This is a genomic window from Thalassococcus sp. (assembly GCF_982780845.1).
Genome location: NZ_CEYADA010000019.1, coordinates 22033 through 37945, shown reverse-complemented (window position 1 = coordinate 37945; position 15913 = coordinate 22033). Strand labels below are relative to the sequence as shown.

Annotated in this window: 18 protein-coding genes; 8 read left to right on the top strand and 10 right to left on the bottom strand. The window is 57.1% G+C overall.

Features of this window, described 5'->3' with window-relative positions:
- The coding region (locus AC4FIA_RS16850) for a hypothetical protein (RefSeq protein ID WP_490366804.1) at positions 1–230 on the top strand (230 nt) is incomplete at its 5' end.
- A gap of 59 nt (positions 231–289) precedes the next feature.
- On the opposite strand, the gene msrQ is transcribed toward AC4FIA_RS16850, so the two are convergent.
- Both msrQ and msrP read right to left on the bottom strand, forming a co-directional pair.
- A complete protein-coding gene (gene msrQ / locus AC4FIA_RS16845; RefSeq protein ID WP_490366803.1) occupies positions 290–889 on the bottom strand; it encodes a protein-methionine-sulfoxide reductase heme-binding subunit MsrQ in 600 nt (199 codons plus the stop codon).
- A 25-nt stretch (positions 890–914) separates the two neighbouring features.
- Positions 915–1820 carry a protein-methionine-sulfoxide reductase catalytic subunit MsrP gene (msrP, locus tag AC4FIA_RS16840; RefSeq protein WP_490366802.1) on the bottom strand — a complete coding sequence of 302 codons (906 nt, stop codon included), beginning with the start codon at positions 1818–1820 and terminating at the stop codon, positions 915–917.
- A 291-nt stretch (positions 1821–2111) separates the two neighbouring features.
- On the opposite strand from msrP, the gene AC4FIA_RS16835 reads away from it, so the two are divergent.
- A complete protein-coding gene (locus AC4FIA_RS16835) occupies positions 2112–2600 on the top strand; it encodes a fasciclin domain-containing protein (RefSeq protein WP_490366801.1) in 489 nt (162 codons plus the stop codon).
- Between the two features lie 598 nt (positions 2601–3198).
- On the opposite strand, the gene clpB is transcribed toward AC4FIA_RS16835, so the two are convergent.
- A complete protein-coding gene (gene clpB, locus AC4FIA_RS16830; RefSeq protein ID WP_490366800.1) occupies positions 3199–5814 on the bottom strand; it encodes an ATP-dependent chaperone ClpB in 2616 nt (871 codons plus the stop codon).
- Positions 5815–6726: 912 nt separating this feature from the next.
- On the opposite strand from clpB, the gene pyrF reads away from it, so the two are divergent.
- Both pyrF and AC4FIA_RS16820 read left to right on the top strand, forming a co-directional pair.
- The gene (pyrF, locus tag AC4FIA_RS16825) at positions 6727–7419 is read left to right on the top strand and encodes an orotidine-5'-phosphate decarboxylase (RefSeq protein WP_490366799.1); all 693 of its coding nucleotides are present in this window, start codon (positions 6727–6729) and stop codon (positions 7417–7419) included.
- Between the two features lie 57 nt (positions 7420–7476).
- Entirely contained in the window at positions 7477–7785 is a 309-nt protein-coding gene (locus AC4FIA_RS16820) for a hypothetical protein (RefSeq protein ID WP_490366798.1), read from the top strand.
- 3 nt (positions 7786–7788) lie between these two features.
- Here AC4FIA_RS16820 and AC4FIA_RS16815 read toward each other — a convergent pair whose 3' ends face one another.
- Positions 7789–8229: an NUDIX domain-containing protein gene (locus AC4FIA_RS16815; protein ID WP_490366797.1), complete on the bottom strand. Its 441-nt coding sequence runs from the start codon at positions 8227–8229 to the stop codon at positions 7789–7791.
- Between the two features lie 61 nt (positions 8230–8290).
- On the opposite strand from AC4FIA_RS16815, the gene AC4FIA_RS16810 reads away from it, so the two are divergent.
- The gene (locus AC4FIA_RS16810; protein WP_490366796.1) at positions 8291–9544 is read left to right on the top strand and encodes a DNA polymerase IV; all 1254 of its coding nucleotides are present in this window, start codon (positions 8291–8293) and stop codon (positions 9542–9544) included.
- Position 9545: 1 nt separating this feature from the next.
- Here the strand turns inward: AC4FIA_RS16810 and AC4FIA_RS16805 are convergent, their stop codons facing one another.
- The 5 genes from AC4FIA_RS16805 to AC4FIA_RS16785 are packed head-to-tail and all read right to left on the bottom strand — an operon-like array spanning position 9546 to position 14115.
- Positions 9546–10277, bottom strand: a complete 732-nt coding sequence (locus AC4FIA_RS16805; protein WP_490366795.1) for an SDR family NAD(P)-dependent oxidoreductase — start codon at positions 10275–10277, stop codon at positions 9546–9548.
- Positions 10274–10837, bottom strand: a complete 564-nt coding sequence (locus AC4FIA_RS16800; protein WP_490366794.1) for a DUF3833 family protein — start codon at positions 10835–10837, stop codon at positions 10274–10276. Before AC4FIA_RS16800 ends, AC4FIA_RS16805 begins: the two co-directional genes overlap by 4 nt.
- A 4-nt stretch (positions 10838–10841) precedes the next feature.
- Positions 10842–12071 (bottom strand): MFS transporter, encoded by a 1230-nt coding sequence (locus tag AC4FIA_RS16795; RefSeq protein ID WP_490366793.1) that lies wholly within the window; start codon positions 12069–12071, stop codon positions 10842–10844.
- Complete coding sequence (locus AC4FIA_RS16790; protein ID WP_490366792.1) at positions 12068–12823, bottom strand: DUF1365 domain-containing protein; 756 nt, start codon at positions 12821–12823, stop codon at positions 12068–12070. The genes AC4FIA_RS16795 and AC4FIA_RS16790 overlap by 4 nt, the downstream gene beginning before the upstream one ends.
- The gene (locus AC4FIA_RS16785) at positions 12820–14115 is read right to left on the bottom strand and encodes an NAD(P)/FAD-dependent oxidoreductase (protein ID WP_490366791.1); all 1296 of its coding nucleotides are present in this window, start codon (positions 14113–14115) and stop codon (positions 12820–12822) included. Before AC4FIA_RS16785 ends, AC4FIA_RS16790 begins: the two co-directional genes overlap by 4 nt.
- Here AC4FIA_RS16785 and AC4FIA_RS16780 point away from each other — a divergent pair.
- Genes AC4FIA_RS16780 through AC4FIA_RS16770 form a run of 3 tightly spaced genes read left to right on the top strand, consistent with a single transcriptional unit; the run spans position 14109 to position 15530 of the window.
- A complete protein-coding gene (locus AC4FIA_RS16780) occupies positions 14109–14339 on the top strand; it encodes a hypothetical protein (protein ID WP_490366790.1) in 231 nt (76 codons plus the stop codon). The two genes, AC4FIA_RS16785 and AC4FIA_RS16780, sit on opposite strands and share 7 nt — an antisense overlap.
- Before the next feature lie 32 nt (positions 14340–14371).
- Positions 14372–14878, top strand: a complete 507-nt coding sequence (locus tag AC4FIA_RS16775; protein ID WP_234994842.1) for a sigma-70 family RNA polymerase sigma factor — start codon at positions 14372–14374, stop codon at positions 14876–14878.
- Between the two features lie 13 nt (positions 14879–14891).
- Positions 14892–15530, top strand: coding sequence for a ChrR family anti-sigma-E factor (locus AC4FIA_RS16770; protein ID WP_287476468.1), 639 nt, complete (start codon positions 14892–14894; stop codon positions 15528–15530).
- Between the two features lie 77 nt (positions 15531–15607).
- Here AC4FIA_RS16770 and AC4FIA_RS16765 read toward each other — a convergent pair whose 3' ends face one another.
- Positions 15608–15814 (bottom strand): cold-shock protein, encoded by a 207-nt coding sequence (locus tag AC4FIA_RS16765; RefSeq protein ID WP_103911977.1) that lies wholly within the window; start codon positions 15812–15814, stop codon positions 15608–15610.
- Between the last annotated feature and the right edge of the window lie 99 nt (positions 15815–15913).

Here is a 15913-nt window from a genome sequence, read left to right as displayed (position 1 = left end):
CGCCGGTGAGGGGGCTTTTACGTAACACCACAAATACCCGCAAGTGGAAAATTCAAAAAAACGCCCCTTTTTTCAAAAAAACTGAATTTACCCATGTTTTCAATGGGTTATTTTTTGAAAATTTCAAAGGAAGCCGCTTTGGCGCAATTTTCGCAAATCGAGTTCGCGTCTCAGATGGCGGGATTTCTGCGAGACTTGTGGATACCCACAGGGTTACCCACAATTTGTAGGGATCAGACTGTGAATCGGACCGGAATCGCAGCGACTCGTCAGATGCGATTCATCCGATTCAGGCAGCGACTCGTCGTTTTTTCGGAAGGCGCAGTGCTAAGAGAGCCAAAATCACCGCCAGATACAGGATGGGTTCCAGCTGAAACCCCTTCACCAGCATCAGGAAGTGAACGGCCCCCAGCAGCACCACCATATACGTCAGCTTGTGCAGCTGCCGCCATTTCGGACCCAGCATGCGGATCGAGCGGTTGTTCGATGTCACCGCCAGCGGAACCATAAGAATGAAACCGACCATCCCGATCGTAATGTAAGGACGCTTTAGAATGTCGGCCCAGATCTGGCTGACAATCTGGACGTCCAGAACCAACCACACCAGCAGATGGGCAGAGACATAGAAGAAGGCCATCAAACCGATGGCGCGGCGGAACTTGATCAGGTTGATACCCAGATGAGTCCGCAGCGGCGTAATCGCCAATCCCGCAACCAGCAGCTTTAGCGCCAGTTCGCCGTATTCATGTTCCAGCGCTTTGATCGGTTCGACGCCCAAACCGCCGGTGGCCCCCAGATAGAAGAACCAAGGCGCTGGAATGAGTAGCAGCACGTAGACAACCCAGTTCGGGATTTTCCGTGCCCAGTGATTGATGTGCTGCTGAATCATACCTGCGTCTTCTTACAGTCGTGGGTTAGTAGAACTTGGTCAGGTCCATGCCCTCATAAAGGCTGGCGACCTCTTCTTCGTAACCGTTGAACATCAGCGTCGGGATACGCGGCGAAAACAGACCGCCGCCGACACGGCGTTCGGACGCCTGCGACCAGCGCGGATGATCCACGGTCGGGTTCACGTTACTATAGAAGCCGTACTCTTTACCGTTCGCTTTATTCCAGCTTGTCGGCGGTTCGTCTTCTGTCAGGGTGATCCGGACAATCGACTTGATGGATTTGAAGCCGTACTTCCACGGCACAACCAGACGCATTGGCGCGCCGTTCTGGTTGGGGATCGGTTTTCCATAGATACCCGTCGCCATAATCGTCAGCGGATGCATCGCTTCGTCCAGGCGCAGACCTTCGACATAGGGCCAGTCCAGAACGTTGCGCGCGACGCCCGGCATTTCATCGGGGCGCACAGCGGTTTCGAAGGCCACGTATTTCGCGCCACTCTGGACACCTGCCATATTCAGCAGATCAGCCAGTTCAAAGCCGTTCCAAGGAATGACCATCGACCATGCCTCGACACAGCGGAAACGGTAGATGCGTTCCTCGGTTGTCATGGCGGACATGATATCAGACATCGCGTAGCTGCCCGGATTGTCGACAAGGCCGTCGATTTCAACAGACCACGGGTCGGTCGTCAGGCTTCCTGCATACTTTGCCGGGTCACCCTTACCCGTCCCGAACTCATAGAAGTTATTATAGGTGGTGATCTCTTCCCACGTGTTAGGCTCCAACCCCTCGGCAGCAGATGCCGATTGGCCAAGCCCCGCTGCGATGCCACCGGCCGCCATGCCCGCAATGATTTGCCGGCGGTTCAGAAAGGCCGCTTCGGGCGTCACATCATCCCAAGTCAGATTGTTCTTCCAGCGGTGGGCCATCGCGCATCACTCCTTTGCGTTCGGTCTTGGGAGTTAACTTGGCACATGCCGCAGTAAAAAGAAGGGGCCTCACAGCCTTGTTCAAAACTGTAACGAACGGCGTCGGCGCTCACGGAAAGCTGACGGATTTTCACATGGAATTCACTTGAAGGCGAAAACGGCGCGGGCTTAGTCGCGCTTTGGTAATTTCCAGTCCGCCCCACGGATTTTTGAGCATGAACCAAAGCGCCGCCGCGTTCGTAGTCAGCGACGATACCAATTCCGGTATCCGCAACCATTAAAGGACTAACCATGTTTCGTAGAACTTTCCTAAGCGTTGGCGCAGCCGCCCTGATGGCAACTCAGGCTTTCGCCGGTGGACACTCTGCAACAAAAACCATTTTGGAAACCGCGGTCGAGGCAGGCAACTTCACAACACTTGCTGCCGCAGTCGAAGCAGTCGGTCTGACCGAAACACTCAGCGGCGAAGGCCCGTTCACAGTCTTTGCCCCGACAGACGACGCGTTCGCGGCCCTGCCTGAAGGCACGGTTGAAACATTGCTGAAGCCCGAAAACAAAGATCAGCTGGTGTCGATCCTGACGTACCACGTGGTCGCGGGGAAAGTGATGTCCGGCGATCTGTCGAACGGCATGGAAGCCGCGACAGTCGAGGGCAGCAACATCACGATCGTGACCGAAGGTGGCGTCATGGTGAACGATGCCACAGTTACGACTGCGGACATCGAGGCATCCAACGGCGTGATCCACGTCATCGACAAGGTGATCATGCCGCCGATGTAAGTGGCACACCCCATCAAGGAACGCGGGGCGCATTTTGGGGCGCCCCGCGTCAGTTCAGGAAAAGGATGGGTCTGAAAATCAGACAGGAGCCCGCAGAATAATTGCGGCCAGCAGCGCCATAACGCTTACACTGAAAAGAGCCATGACCCATGTGTACCGCCGGTTAAACAAGGGGGTCTCTTCCCGGCAGACGTCACAATGAATTGCGCCAAATTTCAGATGCGCGGTGCAGGCACCGCACGAATAAAGTTGGATAACCATGAATCAAATGTTCTTGCGCCAGTCGTTCTTACAGAGCGACGAGTGTACACATTTCGAATTAACGATCTGTGAGTTTTGGCACAAAGCGCGCCCGAACTGGAAAGATGCATAGGAATATGGGGTGGGTCCGACCGCCCAGAAAACCCGGGCGGCCATTCCCCATGCGCGATCCGGGTAGGAGTAGAACCGCGCAAATCGCTCCGATGCCGTGGGCTTCGGAACAAACGGATGGCTCCTTTAATTCAGCAATCAGAAGAATGCCAGAACAGAGTCGAAAGTTTACCGGTCAACTTTCGTCACAAAGAAAAACCCGCCGAAATCCGGCGGGTCTCTTTATTTAGTGGACGACTGCATCGTCGGGCCGTGGCCTGTTGGATGAGGCAACACGATCCCCGATGATCAGACCATCGGCACCTGCCCCGACAACGACCACTTCGCCGTCTTTGATGTCACCAGCCAAAAGCATCTCGGCCAGCGGATCCTGCAAGCTGCGCTGGATCACCCGCTTCAGCGGACGCGCACCGAACACCGGATCATAACCTTCTTCGGCCAGCCAGCTTTTCGCAGCATCGTCCAGCTCAAGCCGGATTTTGCGGGCGGCAAGCCGTTTCAGCAGACGCGCCAGCTGGATATCGACGATACCATCCATGTTCTCGCGCTTGAGGCGGTCGAAGATGATGGTTTCATCCAGACGGTTCAGGAACTCGGGGCGGAAGTGCGCCCGCACCGCGTCCATCACATCCTGCTTGGCCTTGGCCGAATCCGACCCTTCGGGCAACTGGCTTAGCGCCTGCGACCCAAGGTTCGACGTCAGAACGATCAGCGTCTGTTTGAAGTCCACGGTACGGCCCTGACCATCGGTCAGAACACCGTCATCCAGAACCTGCAACAACACGTTGAACACATCCGGATGCGCCTTTTCGACTTCGTCGAACAGCACAACCTGATACGGGCGCCGACGAACAGCTTCGGTCAGAACACCGCCTTCGTCGTAACCAACGTATCCCGGAGGCGCACCGATCAGACGGGCGACGGCATGTTTCTCCATGAACTCGGACATGTCGATCCGAACCATGGCATTGTCGTCGTCGAACAGGAACTCGGCCACAGCCTTGGTCAGTTCGGTCTTACCCACACCAGTCGGCCCGAGGAACAGGAACGAACCCAACGGACGGTTTTCATCGTTCAGACCCGCACGGGCACGGCGCACGGCATTTGCCACGGCGCGAACCGCCTGATCCTGGCCGATGACACGGCCATGCAGCGCATCTTCCATCCGCAGCAGTTTGTCCCGCTCACCTTCCAGCATCTTGGACGTCGGAATACCGGTCCAGCGTTCAACCACCTGCGCGATCTGTTCAGGGCGCACGGCCTCTTCGACCATGACGTCCTCTTCGGCGCCTTCGGCATCGGCCAGCTGTTTTTCCAGACCCGGGATGATGCCGTAAGACAATTCACCCGCACGGCCCAGATCACCCTGACGCTTGGCGATCTCAAGATCAGCACGCGCTTGGTCGAGCTGTTCCTTGATATCCCGTGCCGAGGCCAGCTTGTCGCGTTCGGCTTGCCACTTGGCAGTCATCTCAGCCGATTGCTGTTGCTGCTCGGCCAGTTCGCGTTCCAGATTTTCCAGACGATCCTTAGACGCTGCATCATCTTCTTTCTTCAAAGCCTCGGCTTCGATCTGAAGCTGAAGGATCTGACGATCAAGCTGGTCCAGCTCTTCCGGCTTGGAATCCACTTCCATCCGCAGACGCGAAGCCGCTTCGTCCATCAGGTCGATGGCTTTGTCCGGCAGGAAACGGTCTGTGATATAGCGGTGCGACAACTGCGCCGCCGCCACAAGCGCCGAGTCAGAGATGCGAACACCGTGGTGGAGTTCATACTTCTCTTTAATACCGCGCAGAATGCTGACGGTATCTTCGACTGTCGGCTCTTGCACCACGATCGGCTGGAAACGGCGGGCAAGCGCGGGGTCTTTTTCCACGTGCTTGCGGTATTCGTCCAACGTCGTCGCACCAACGCAGTGCAATTCACCCCGCGCCAAGGCAGGCTTCAACAGGTTGGACGCATCCATCGCGCCGTCGGATTTACCGGCACCGATCAAGGTGTGCATCTCGTCGATGAACAGGATGATTTCGCCAGCAGCCGCTTCGATTTCCTTCAGGATGGATTTCAGGCGTTCCTCGAATTCACCGCGGTATTTCGCACCGGCGATCAAGGCACCCATATCCAGCGCCATCAGGCGTTTGTTGCGCAGCGATTCAGGCACGTCGCCGTTCACGATCCGCAGGGCCAGACCCTCGGCAATCGCGGTTTTACCCACGCCCGGTTCACCAATCAGAACAGGGTTGTTCTTGGTCCGGCGCGACAGCACCTGCATCGAACGGCGAATTTCTTCGTCACGTCCGATGATCGGGTCAATCTTACCCTGCTCGGCTGCTTCGGTCAGATCGCGCGCATATTTAGCAAGGGCGTCATAGCCCTCTTCCGCGTTGGCGCTGTCTGCCTTGCGGCCTTTGCGAATGTCGTTGATCGCTTCGTTCAGCTTTTGCGCTGTAATGGCACCGCCCTCAAGCGCGTCTTTCGCGCCAGAGCGCACCATCGCCAACGCCATAAGAATGCGTTCGGCGGGCACAAAGCTGTCACCTGCTTTGGTCGCGATCTTTTCGGCCTCATCCAGAACGCGGCCCGTTGCCGAATCCAGATAGACCTGACCTGCGTCGCCCGTCACCTTGGGCACCTTGCCCAGCGCGGTTTCGTTTGCTGTACGCACACGATCCGGCGCGCCACCGGCGCGGGTGATCAGATTGGACGCCAGGCCCTGATCGTCGTCTAGCAGTGCTTTAAGAATGTGTTCGGGAACAATCCGCTGATGGCTTTCCCGCATGGCAATGGTCTGAGCGGCCTGAATAAAGCCGCGCGACCGCTCCGTGAACTTCTCTAAGTTCATCGCTGTCTCCTTTTCCAAGCGCCCCTGTTTCCGGATGCCCACCACTGCGGCACATCCCCCTTTCGGGGCCTCGAGATTAAGATGGGGAGCCAAACCGACCGATGCAAGATTGCAACAGGTAAAATTAGTAGCATTTTCTCCGAGAGAGAGATTGATTCACGTCAAAGAGGCTACGCAAAGTTTTCGCGGCGTGAATTTTCGAGATGTCCCGCCCAACTTTAACTTGGAGCAAAAAAGAATTGCGAGATTTCAATCGCTTAAAATTTTTTCGCTGGCCAGAATATACAGGTACTGGACTCAACAACAGGGCTGCCCGTAATTTTGGTGCAAGCGCTACATATGGTGCCCATCGTGCCGCTGCCAATCAGATAAGGTAGCTTCAAAATTCTGGCTAATGCTCAATCGAGTTTTAGTGAAGAGCCCCGGCCCCAACGCATTTCGCCTTCACACAAATCGCGTTGGGACCGGATCCGTGTCCTTTGAGGAGAACCCAATGGACAACATTCGAGAGCGGTATCGAAACCGCAAGTTTTTCATCAGCATTGGTGGAGACAAAGTTTTTTACGAAAGTAAGAAGCGCACAAAACCTACAGGGTTACGACATAGCCCTGACAGAAAGCAGTTAATGCTACCTGGATTTGACGACTCTTCCGATTCGTAATTTCCCCTTTCCAACAAGCATGTGGGCGGTTTTTAATTGCCCGCATGGCAAGACGCTGATGGCATCAGATAGTACAAATAAATTAAACTCCGTAGCTCAATTTGCAACAACAATGTTGCAAAGCGGAAAGCATTGAACACGACATTTTGCAGCGTCTGCATTTGCTGCATGCTCGTATGCTTCTCGACTTCACACGAAACCTGCGCTAGCGACATCGCCGACCCCGTCACCAGCCAAGAAAAGGAATGCCCATGTCCGATGATCGCCTCATCGTAGCCCTTGATGTGCCCAACGCCCTTGCCGGTCTGAATCTGGCAGGAGAGATCGGGGATGCCGTTTCTTTCTATAAAATTGGTCTGGGCATGCTGACAGGTGGTGGCCTCGCCTTGGCGAACGAGCTGAAGCAGGATCACGGCAAGCGTATCTTTCTGGACATGAAGCTGTTCGATATCGGCGCAACAGTCGAGGCAGCTGTACGTGGTCTGGCGCAGTTCGATCTGGATTTCCTGACGGTTCACGGTGACCCCCATGTCGTCCGCGCTGCCAAAGAAGGTGCGGCAGGCAGCAACATGAAAATTCTGGCGGTGACGATCCTGACCTCTCTGGACCGTAAGGATCTGGATGACGGGCTGATCATTCCGGGTGATGTGGCCGATCTGGTGGAAACCCGCGCGGCCCGCGCGCTTGAGGCTGGTGCCGATGGTGTCATCGCCTCGCCGCAAGAATCCGCCCGTATCCGCGCACTGTCGGAAGCTGAAGGCAAACTGATCGTCACACCGGGCGTCCGCCCTGTAGGTGCCGACCTTGGCGACCAGAAACGCGTGACCACCCCGCGTCAGGCGATCCACAACGGATCGGACCACATCGTCGTGGGTCGCCCGATCTGGAAAGCCGCCGATCCGCGGAAAGCTGCACAAGAAATCGTGAATTCGCTGTCTTCTTGAAACTTATCCACAGGGTTCCGAGTTAACTCATCATAAGGCTTTTGCCAGAGGTGAGTTATGACAGTTGTTAAGACACAGATCAGCGACGTGACCTATAATGCCGCCGAACAGGCGTTCGAGGCGATGGTCACGTTCCATACAGGAACCGGCATTACCCGTGTCCCGAGCCGTCTCAAAGCGTCGCTCGACACCGACTTCGAAGCCGCAACCAAAGGGTTGATGGCCGCCGCACGGGAAAACCTGAACCGTCGTGATGCGCTGATGTCGCGTATTGTAGAAACCGGCATCCGGTCCAGTCGCGCGGGCGAGCGTAAACTGACAGGCATTCAGCGCTGGTTCGGCCAGTTTCTCGGTCAAGCCGCGTAACGGTTACGCCATCGATATCGTACTGGGCACGCCGGCCAGATAGTCGGCGACCAGCCCCTGAAAATGCGGAATGGCATCGTGGCGCGCCAGAAAATCATGGGGCGCCATCAGGGCCCATCCCGCGCCCTCCCCACCGAATTTAATCAGATGTTCGGCCTGCGCATCCAGATGCGCGGCAAAAAACCAGCTTGTGCCAGTCGGGCTCACACGCCGTCTGTTCCAGCAGATTAAGTCGTGACCAACCGTTAGCCCAACCTCTTCCCGCGTCTCACGCAGGGCGCAGTCCAGTGGCCCCTCTGTGCCCTCACGTCCGCCACCAGGAAAATCCAGATGGCCGGGCCACGAAATCCCCGGCGTGTGGTCGCGCTCTAGCACAAGCAACCGGTCGCCAATGAACAGGATCAGCTTCGCACCGTGGAACGGCTCTGATATATCAAGGGTCATTCCGGTTCGCGCCTTCTTGCTGATCCGCCCCTTTTCGTAGCACCTGCCAAGCACCCCGACCATGCCCGCCCTTTGCCGCAACTGCCTGACCCAGTTTGACACCGGCACACGATGTCCGGAATGCGCCAGCCCCCGCGTGCTGTCGCACCCCGAACTGTGGGACCTGTCGATCGCGCATATGGATTGCGACGCCTTCTATGCCTCGGTCGAAAAGCGCGACAATCCGGAACTGGCGGACAAACCCGTGATCATCGGCGGCGGGCGGCGCGGCGTGGTGTCGACCGCGTGTTATGTGGCCCGCATCCGGGGCGTCCGATCCGCCATGCCGATGTTCAAGGCCTTGGCGCTATGCCCCGATGCGGTGGTCATCAAACCGCGCATGCAGGTTTATTCCGAAGTCAGCCAGTTGATCCGCGAGAAGATGCGCGCGTTGACGCCGTCGGTGGAACCCCTGTCACTGGACGAAGCGTTCATGGACCTGACCGGCACCACCCGGCTGCATGGCGCGCCGCCTGCCGTGATGCTGGCAAAGCTGGTGAAAGAGATGAAGGACGAACTGGGGATCACCGGATCAATCGGCCTGTCCCACAACAAGTTTCTGGCCAAGATCGCGTCCGATCTGGATAAGCCACGCGGCTTTGCCATCATCGGTAAGGCAGAAACCGCAGACTTCCTGCGCCCGAAACCTGTGCGCCTGATCTGGGGTGTGGGGCAGTCTACCCAGCAAAGCTTAGAACGCGCAGGCATTCGCACGTTTGAAGACCTGCTGCGCTGGGATCAAACCGATCTTCATGCGCGCTTCGGGTCTATGGGCGAGCGGCTTTGGCATCTGGCGCGCGGGTTGGATCACCGCCGCGTTTCGGCCAATGCCCCGATGAAATCGATCTCGAACGAGACGACTTTTAACGAAGACACCGGCAACCCCGAAATTCTGGACGGCCACCTGTGGCGCATGTCTGAAAAGGTCGCGGACCGCGCCAAGGCCAAGGATATGGCGGGTCGCGTTGTGACGCTCAAACTAAAACGCGCGAACTTTTCACTGATCACCAAACGCGTGTCGCTGCGCGATGCGACCCAGACAGCCGACCGCATCTACCGCACGGCGCGTGACCTGTTCGATCAGGTGGGCAACGAAGGCCCATATCGTTTGCTGGGGGTTGGTATCTCGGACCTTTGCGCCGCCGATCAGGCCGACCGTGCGCATGACCTGCTGGACCCCGACGCAGGCAAACGGACCGAGGCCGAACGCGCGACCGACAAAATCCGTGCACGCTTTGGCCCCGACGCGATCCTGAAGGGCCGCGCCCTTCGATAGGTCAGGAAAACAGTCGGTAGTACGCCCAATCCGGTAGGAACTGGGACAAGCGGAACAACCACGAAAACGGGCGCGGGAAGGCGCGTGAGAATTTGTCGTTGCCCATATGTTCGAAAACGATCTGCGCCGCGTCTTCGGGCTCCATAATGAAGGGCATCGGGAAATCATTCTTTTCCGTCAGGCGCGTTTTCACAAAACCGGGGTTGACCAGTTGGACCTTCACACCGGTTTTCCGCAGGTCGCAATACAGGCATTCCGCCATCGCCATGACGCCTGATTTCGACGCTGTATAAGCCACCGATCCAGGCAAGCCGCGATATCCTGTAAGGGAACCGGTGATCACGATGTGCCCGCGATCACGCGCCACAAAGTCAGGCAGAACAGCACCGACAACGCGCATCGCGCCGGTGAAATTCACATCAGCCATGGTTTCGGCCTGATCAAAGTCCCACTCATCCGCGCCGAATGGCCAATAAACACCTGCAAGGAAAACAACGCCATCTAGATGGCCCAACTCTTTGTAAGCCGTTTGAACGGCATCACTGTCCTGCACGTCCAAAGGCACCACATCCGATGGCGCAGGCAGGCGGTCAGACAGCTCTTTCAGCTTGTCTTCGCTTCGCGCACTCAAAACCAGTTCGACACCGGCACGGCTTAGCTTTTCGGCCACGGCAGCGCCCAGCCCGTCGCTCGCGCCGACGATCCAATACCGTTTTCCAACCCAGTTTTTCATGTCGCAGGCTCTTTCCGGATTGTGGCAACCAGCTCGGCGACTTTGACGCCGAATTTACGAAACTGGCTGCGGTTCATGATCGTGCCGTTGTGGGTCAGATACATCCAGTCGGTCACGTTCAGCAGGTATCCCCCCGCATCCTTGGGAAGACGTAACCGATAGGCCAATTGCACCGCGCCGCCGCAAACGGTTCCGCTCCCGCCACCTTCGACATCATCGGCACTGGCGGAAAACGATCCGTCTTCTTTCAGATCCAGTTCCCACACACGGTCTTGGGTTTCACCACTGTCATAGCGAAAGGATTCGCGCATCACACCGTGGTTGCCTGTCCATTCGACGTCGAACTTGGCGACAAAACGCGACACGACACGCCCCGTTGGGCCGTAAATGATGCCTTCACACAGCATCGGTCCGTTCAGACAAGTTTTCAGATCGAAGTCGGTCGCATCGTCGGAATAATCGTCGGGCGCTTGCCCTCGGAAGCTTAGAAAGCGATCACGCAATACGGCCAAAATCAAGAAGAACACCAGACCGAACAAAGCGCCGATCACCCAAGACATCCAATTAATCCTCTTTCAATTCCGTCTTCCAAAACACAGCTAGGGCAATCAGCTTTAATGCACAGGGTAAAACTGCATAAAGAAGCGATAAAACCAACAACGCCTCGGGGCTGTTGTTCTCTCCGCTCTTAAAGCCCGAGGCATCTAGCGTTGGCAACAGAACAACAGCGGCAAACGCCAGCGTGAACTTGGAAACGAAGCCCCAAAGCGAAAAGCCTTCTGATGCGTTGGGTGAAATCTGGGACATGCGTCGGGCGAAAATCGCGGGCAGCAGGGTCATATCCGCACCCAGGGCCGCGCCCGATCCGATGCAAATCGCCGCGAATGCCCATGTGTCCCCTGTGCCAAGCCAGAAGGCAAAGCTGAAAGACACGATCGACAGCAGCATCGCGTAGATCAATGCGCGTTTCGCTCCGACACGTTCGGCAAAGCTACCCCAAACAGGTGCGGCTGCCGCGGCCGAGACGAAGAACAACAACAAAAGCGGCCCTTCCGCACCGGGCGCACCCAGTCGAGCATCGACAAAGAACAAAAACAGCGTCGAGGATACAGCCACAGGGGCCGCGTTGACCAAGGCCACAAACAGCAAACGGCGCGAGGTCGCATCGCGAAGAACTGGGGCGAACCCTGCGCCCTCGGCGCGTTTGTCCCCTGTCCATTCGCGCCGCATCATGGCCCAAGCCACCACGCAAAGCGCCGCAAATGCGACAGAGAAGACCGCAAAGGCAGGCAACCCCATGGCGGCCAGGACCGTTGGCATGACCGAGGCCACACAAACCCCAACCAACCCGCCGGTTTCGCGCCAACGGGCCAAACGAACATGACCGGTGTCGCCCAAAGCGCCGGCGCGCGCCACGCCTTGGGAATAGAAACAGATCGTCAGGTATGAGAACGCCGAAAACACCGCTGTCAGTGTGATCGCGAACCAGAAAACCGGCGGGCCTATTGGCGAAATCGCGAACAATCCGATCATTCCAGCGGACATGACCGCCAGCGCGACAGCAACGGACACCCCACGATACCGCCTGACAGCTTCCGACAATTTGCCCAGCAGTGGGTCCTGCACAACGTCGAACAGCCGAAGCGCGAACAGAACCGTTCCAAGCGAAGCCAACGATACCGCGTATTCATCGGCGTAGAATTTCGGTGCGTGGATATAGATCGGCAATCCGGCAGACGACAGCACAGCGGCAAACACGGCAAAGCCCCAAAGCCGCTCGGTCTTTTGGGTCACGAACTGACCTCGGACTTCGGCGGTTCGGGGCGATTGCGATACTTTGCGCCCTTCCACCACAGAACAAGCGCCTGCCAATGGATAAGCGCCATCACGCGGCGCGCGGCAAACGGGCGGCGGATCAGCGACGTTACAACATCACGATTGCGCAGTTTGCGGCGGGGGCCGGTCAGCGTCGCGATGACACCGCCGTTGCTGTGCATGAAATCGATCCAGATGCCGACACGATCCTCGCGGATATCGAAACGGAACTCATATTCGCCATCAATCGGCTGGAACGGCGAGACGTGGAATATCTTGCGGGCTACAATCCTGTCATCGGGTTTAATCTCGGATTGGTCCGGTTTAACAGCCAGATAGGAATGGCGGTCTTTGAAGGTGTTCGTGACCTCGGCAATGACCGCAATCAGTCGATTTTCGCGGTCATGCGCCAGCCAAAAGCTGACCGGATTAAACACATAGCCCAGCGCCCGTGGCTGCGCCAAAAGAAGCAGCGCACCGTCGGCGCGGATCTGATGGCGCTGAAGCACATCGCGCGCCCAAGAAGCGCCGCCGCCCTGACCGGGCACGCCGCCATGATCGCGGTCACGCACCGAAAACAGGTTGCCCCTGTTCAGGGAAAACAACGTGGGCGTCTCATCCGTCTTTTCCGCATCGAACATCACGAAATCCACAGAGTACCGGAACGCATTGCTGATTGCGCCCTTTCGTCCGTGGAACGTGTGCCCCGATATGAAATCGACATGTGTCATGCAGCCTGCACCATACGTGTTTTTTCAAGAATCGCCTGAGCCACGTCAAAGGCGCTGCCCAACCCGTCTTCGTGGAAACCGTTTTTCATCCATGCCCCACAGAACCACGTGTTGTTGGTTCCGTTAAAGTCCCGCACATGACCCTGTGCTTCCAAAGCACCCAGATCGTATACCGGATGGCGCAGGGTGGTTTCGTCGTAGATCAGCTCTTCGCGGATCGGACGTTTGGAGTTCAACGTCACAAACAGCGGATCGCTTTCCGGGATCGGCTGAAGGCAGTTCATCCAGTAGGTCAGATCAATCACACCATTCGCCGACATCTCGGCCTCGGTGTAGTTCCACGCCGACCAGCAAACGCGCCGCTTGGGCATGATCGCCTCATCTGCATGAAGGACAACACGGTTCGGCTGGTATTTGATCGCGCCCAGCGCCTTTGCTTCGGTTTCCGACGGATCGCTGAGCAGGCGCAGGCTGTCGTCAGAATGCGTCGCCATGACGACCTCATCAAAATGCTGCCAGTCGCCATTCTGTAACCGGATGTCGACGCCCAGTTCAGTGCGGCGAATACCCGCGACCGGAGCGGACAGGCGAACATCGACGCCCTGTGCCTTCAACTCGGCCTCAAGCCGTTTGACATATTCAACAGAACCACCGTCGACAGTGTACCACTGGTGCTGACCCGTGTGATGCAAAAGTGCGTGGTTTTCGAAGAACTGGATCATCGCCCACGCCGGAAAATCCATGATCTTTTCGACAGGAGTCGACCAGATCGCACCGGACAGCGGCAGTAGGTAATAATCGCGGAACCAGTCACCCAGCCCCATATTTTCCAGAAAATCGCCAATGCTCTGGCGGCGGTCGTTGGCCTGATCCAGCGCGTTCGCGTTGAACTTCATAACATCCCGCAACATGCCGATGAACCTAGGGTTCAACAGGTTCCGCTTCTGGGCAAAAATCGCGCTGAAATCGCGCAGACCGTATTCCAGGTGACCGCCCCGCAAACTGGCGGCAAAGCTCATGTTCGATTTCACGACAGGCACGTCCAGACGGTCGAACAGCTTGGCCAGATGCGGATAGTTCGCATAGTTGAAAACGATGAAACCGGTGTCGACAGGTTGGTCGCCATTTCTGCCTGCAACGATGGTCCGCGCATGTCCGCCAAGACGGCCCTCAGCCTCGATCAAGGTGACGTTGTGATCGTCCGCAAGAAAATGCGCGGCTCCCATTCCGGAAATACCCCCGCCAATGACAGCAATGGATTTGCGGGGTGTGTTGTGGGCTTCAAATGGCATTCGTACTCAACCTGTTCGTTTCACGACGTTATAGCGCTTACGGCTGTCAAATCCCTTTGGATGAAAAAGAATTTCTTTTTATGCAAAAAATGATCCAGCAGGCGGCGCCCGCCGTAACACCTTCATGTTTCGGATCGATCACGATACAGATGGTTGTACTGCACCCGCTGCTGCGGTGTGCTGCCCTGCGCCCGCAAAGGCCAAAAGGACAGTCGTCGACGTGAAAGAGGACAACCACGGTTACTGGATCGACCAGATGCGTCGTATCAGTGAGAACCGCGATGAAGACGCCTTCGTTGCGCTGTTCCAGCATTTTGCGCCGCGGATGAAATCGTTCCTCATGCGATCCGGATCAGACAACGCACTGGCCGAAGAGATCGTGCAGGATGTGATGACAACCGTCTGGCGCAAAGCCCATCTGTTCAATCCCACCCGCGCCAGTGTGTCGACGTGGATCTACACCATCGCGCGGAACCGCCGCGTGGATCTGATCCGTCGTCAAAAACGGCCCGAGCCCGAGGATCTGCCTTGGGGTCCGGAACAGGAACCTGACCAGACCGATGTGATTGGTCTGCAGCAAGAAAGCGAACAACTGGGTGCGGCTTTGTCCGCGCTCCCCGAGAAACAAAGAATACTGATCGAAAAGGCCTATTTTGGCGATCTGTCACACGGAGAGATTGCCGCAGAAACAGGCCTGCCATTGGGCACGATCAAATCCAGAATACGGCTTGCGCTGGATCGCCTGCGCCACGCCATGAGTTGAACGAGGCACTGCCATGATCAAACACCATCTGACCGAGGACCTCTTGATGGCCTACTCTGCGGGGGCGCTGTCCGAAGCGTTCAGCCTGGCCGTTGCCACGCACATATCGCTTTGTGACGAATGCCGCGCAGCTGCCGAAAGCTACGACGCCGTGGGCGGTGCTGTCATGGTCAGCACGGATGCATCACCTGTGTCTGATTCCTGCCTGTCGAATACCTTGGCGGCGATCCGCGAAGCAGATGTCGAGGCACCAACGCCACGCCTGAAAGACGCCGTTCTGCCCAGCCCGTTGGCGGAATACGTCGGCGGTGGTCTGGATAAGATCAAATGGAAGTCCGCCGGCATGGGCGTGAAGCAGGCCGTTTTGGCGACCAATGACGACGCGGTGGCGCGGCTTCTGTATATTCCCGCTGGTACGGCTGTGCCGGATCACGGCCACGGCGGACTGGAACTGACGTGCGTGCTTCAGGGCGCGTTCCGCGACGAAGACATGCGCTTTGCCCGTGGCGATATCGAGGTCGCCACCGAAGAGGTCGACCACACACCAATCGCCGATATTTCCGAAGACTGCATCTGCCTTGCGGTGACAGACGCACCGCTGAAATTCAAAGGCTGGCTGCCGCGACTGGCGCAGCCGTTCTTGGGCATCTGACCCAAGTCATCAATACACAAACAAAAACGGGGCGCGCCGACCGGCACGCCCCGTTTTTTTGCGTATCTAAGCGCGACTTATGCCAGCGCCAGATCAACCGCGGATTCGCGACCGTTGCGGCCAGCTTCGATTTCGAAGGTCACAGCCTGACCGTCTTGCAGATCACGGATGCCTGCGCGTTCCAGAGCTGTGATGTGTACGAATACGTCCTTCGCGCCACCTTCGGGTGCGATAAAGCCGTAGCCTTTAGTTGTGTTGAACCATTTCACGGTGCCCTTAGCCATCGTGTCATTCCTTTTCATAAATACTGCCCACGGAATGTGGCAGTCCGGCTTGTCAGATCGATAGGCAGCTGACAACGGTAAAGGAAGCAGGATGCGGGT

Coding starts and splice junctions, on each gene's coding strand:
- msrQ (WP_490366803.1), bottom strand. CDS start 889: ATGATTCAGCAGCACATCAATCACTGGGCACGGAAAATCCCGAACTGG.
- msrP (WP_490366802.1), bottom strand. CDS start 1,820: ATGGCCCACCGCTGGAAGAACAATCTGACTTGGGATGATGTGACGCCC.
- AC4FIA_RS16835 (WP_490366801.1), top strand. CDS start 2,112: ATGTTTCGTAGAACTTTCCTAAGCGTTGGCGCAGCCGCCCTGATGGCA.
- clpB (WP_490366800.1), bottom strand. CDS start 5,814: ATGAACTTAGAGAAGTTCACGGAGCGGTCGCGCGGCTTTATTCAGGCC.
- pyrF (WP_490366799.1), top strand. CDS start 6,727: ATGTCCGATGATCGCCTCATCGTAGCCCTTGATGTGCCCAACGCCCTT.
- AC4FIA_RS16820 (WP_490366798.1), top strand. CDS start 7,477: ATGACAGTTGTTAAGACACAGATCAGCGACGTGACCTATAATGCCGCC.
- AC4FIA_RS16815 (WP_490366797.1), bottom strand. CDS start 8,229: ATGACCCTTGATATATCAGAGCCGTTCCACGGTGCGAAGCTGATCCTG.
- AC4FIA_RS16810 (WP_490366796.1), top strand. CDS start 8,291: ATGCCCGCCCTTTGCCGCAACTGCCTGACCCAGTTTGACACCGGCACA.
- AC4FIA_RS16805 (WP_490366795.1), bottom strand. CDS start 10,277: ATGAAAAACTGGGTTGGAAAACGGTATTGGATCGTCGGCGCGAGCGAC.
- AC4FIA_RS16800 (WP_490366794.1), bottom strand. CDS start 10,837: ATGTCTTGGGTGATCGGCGCTTTGTTCGGTCTGGTGTTCTTCTTGATT.
- AC4FIA_RS16790 (WP_490366792.1), bottom strand. CDS start 12,823: ATGACACATGTCGATTTCATATCGGGGCACACGTTCCACGGACGAAAG.
- AC4FIA_RS16780 (WP_490366790.1), top strand. CDS start 14,109: ATGGCATTCGTACTCAACCTGTTCGTTTCACGACGTTATAGCGCTTAC.
- AC4FIA_RS16785 (WP_490366791.1), bottom strand. CDS start 14,115: ATGCCATTTGAAGCCCACAACACACCCCGCAAATCCATTGCTGTCATT.
- AC4FIA_RS16775 (WP_234994842.1), top strand. CDS start 14,372: ATGCGTCGTATCAGTGAGAACCGCGATGAAGACGCCTTCGTTGCGCTG.
- AC4FIA_RS16770 (WP_287476468.1), top strand. CDS start 14,892: ATGATCAAACACCATCTGACCGAGGACCTCTTGATGGCCTACTCTGCG.
- AC4FIA_RS16765 (WP_103911977.1), bottom strand. CDS start 15,814: ATGGCTAAGGGCACCGTGAAATGGTTCAACACAACTAAAGGCTACGGC.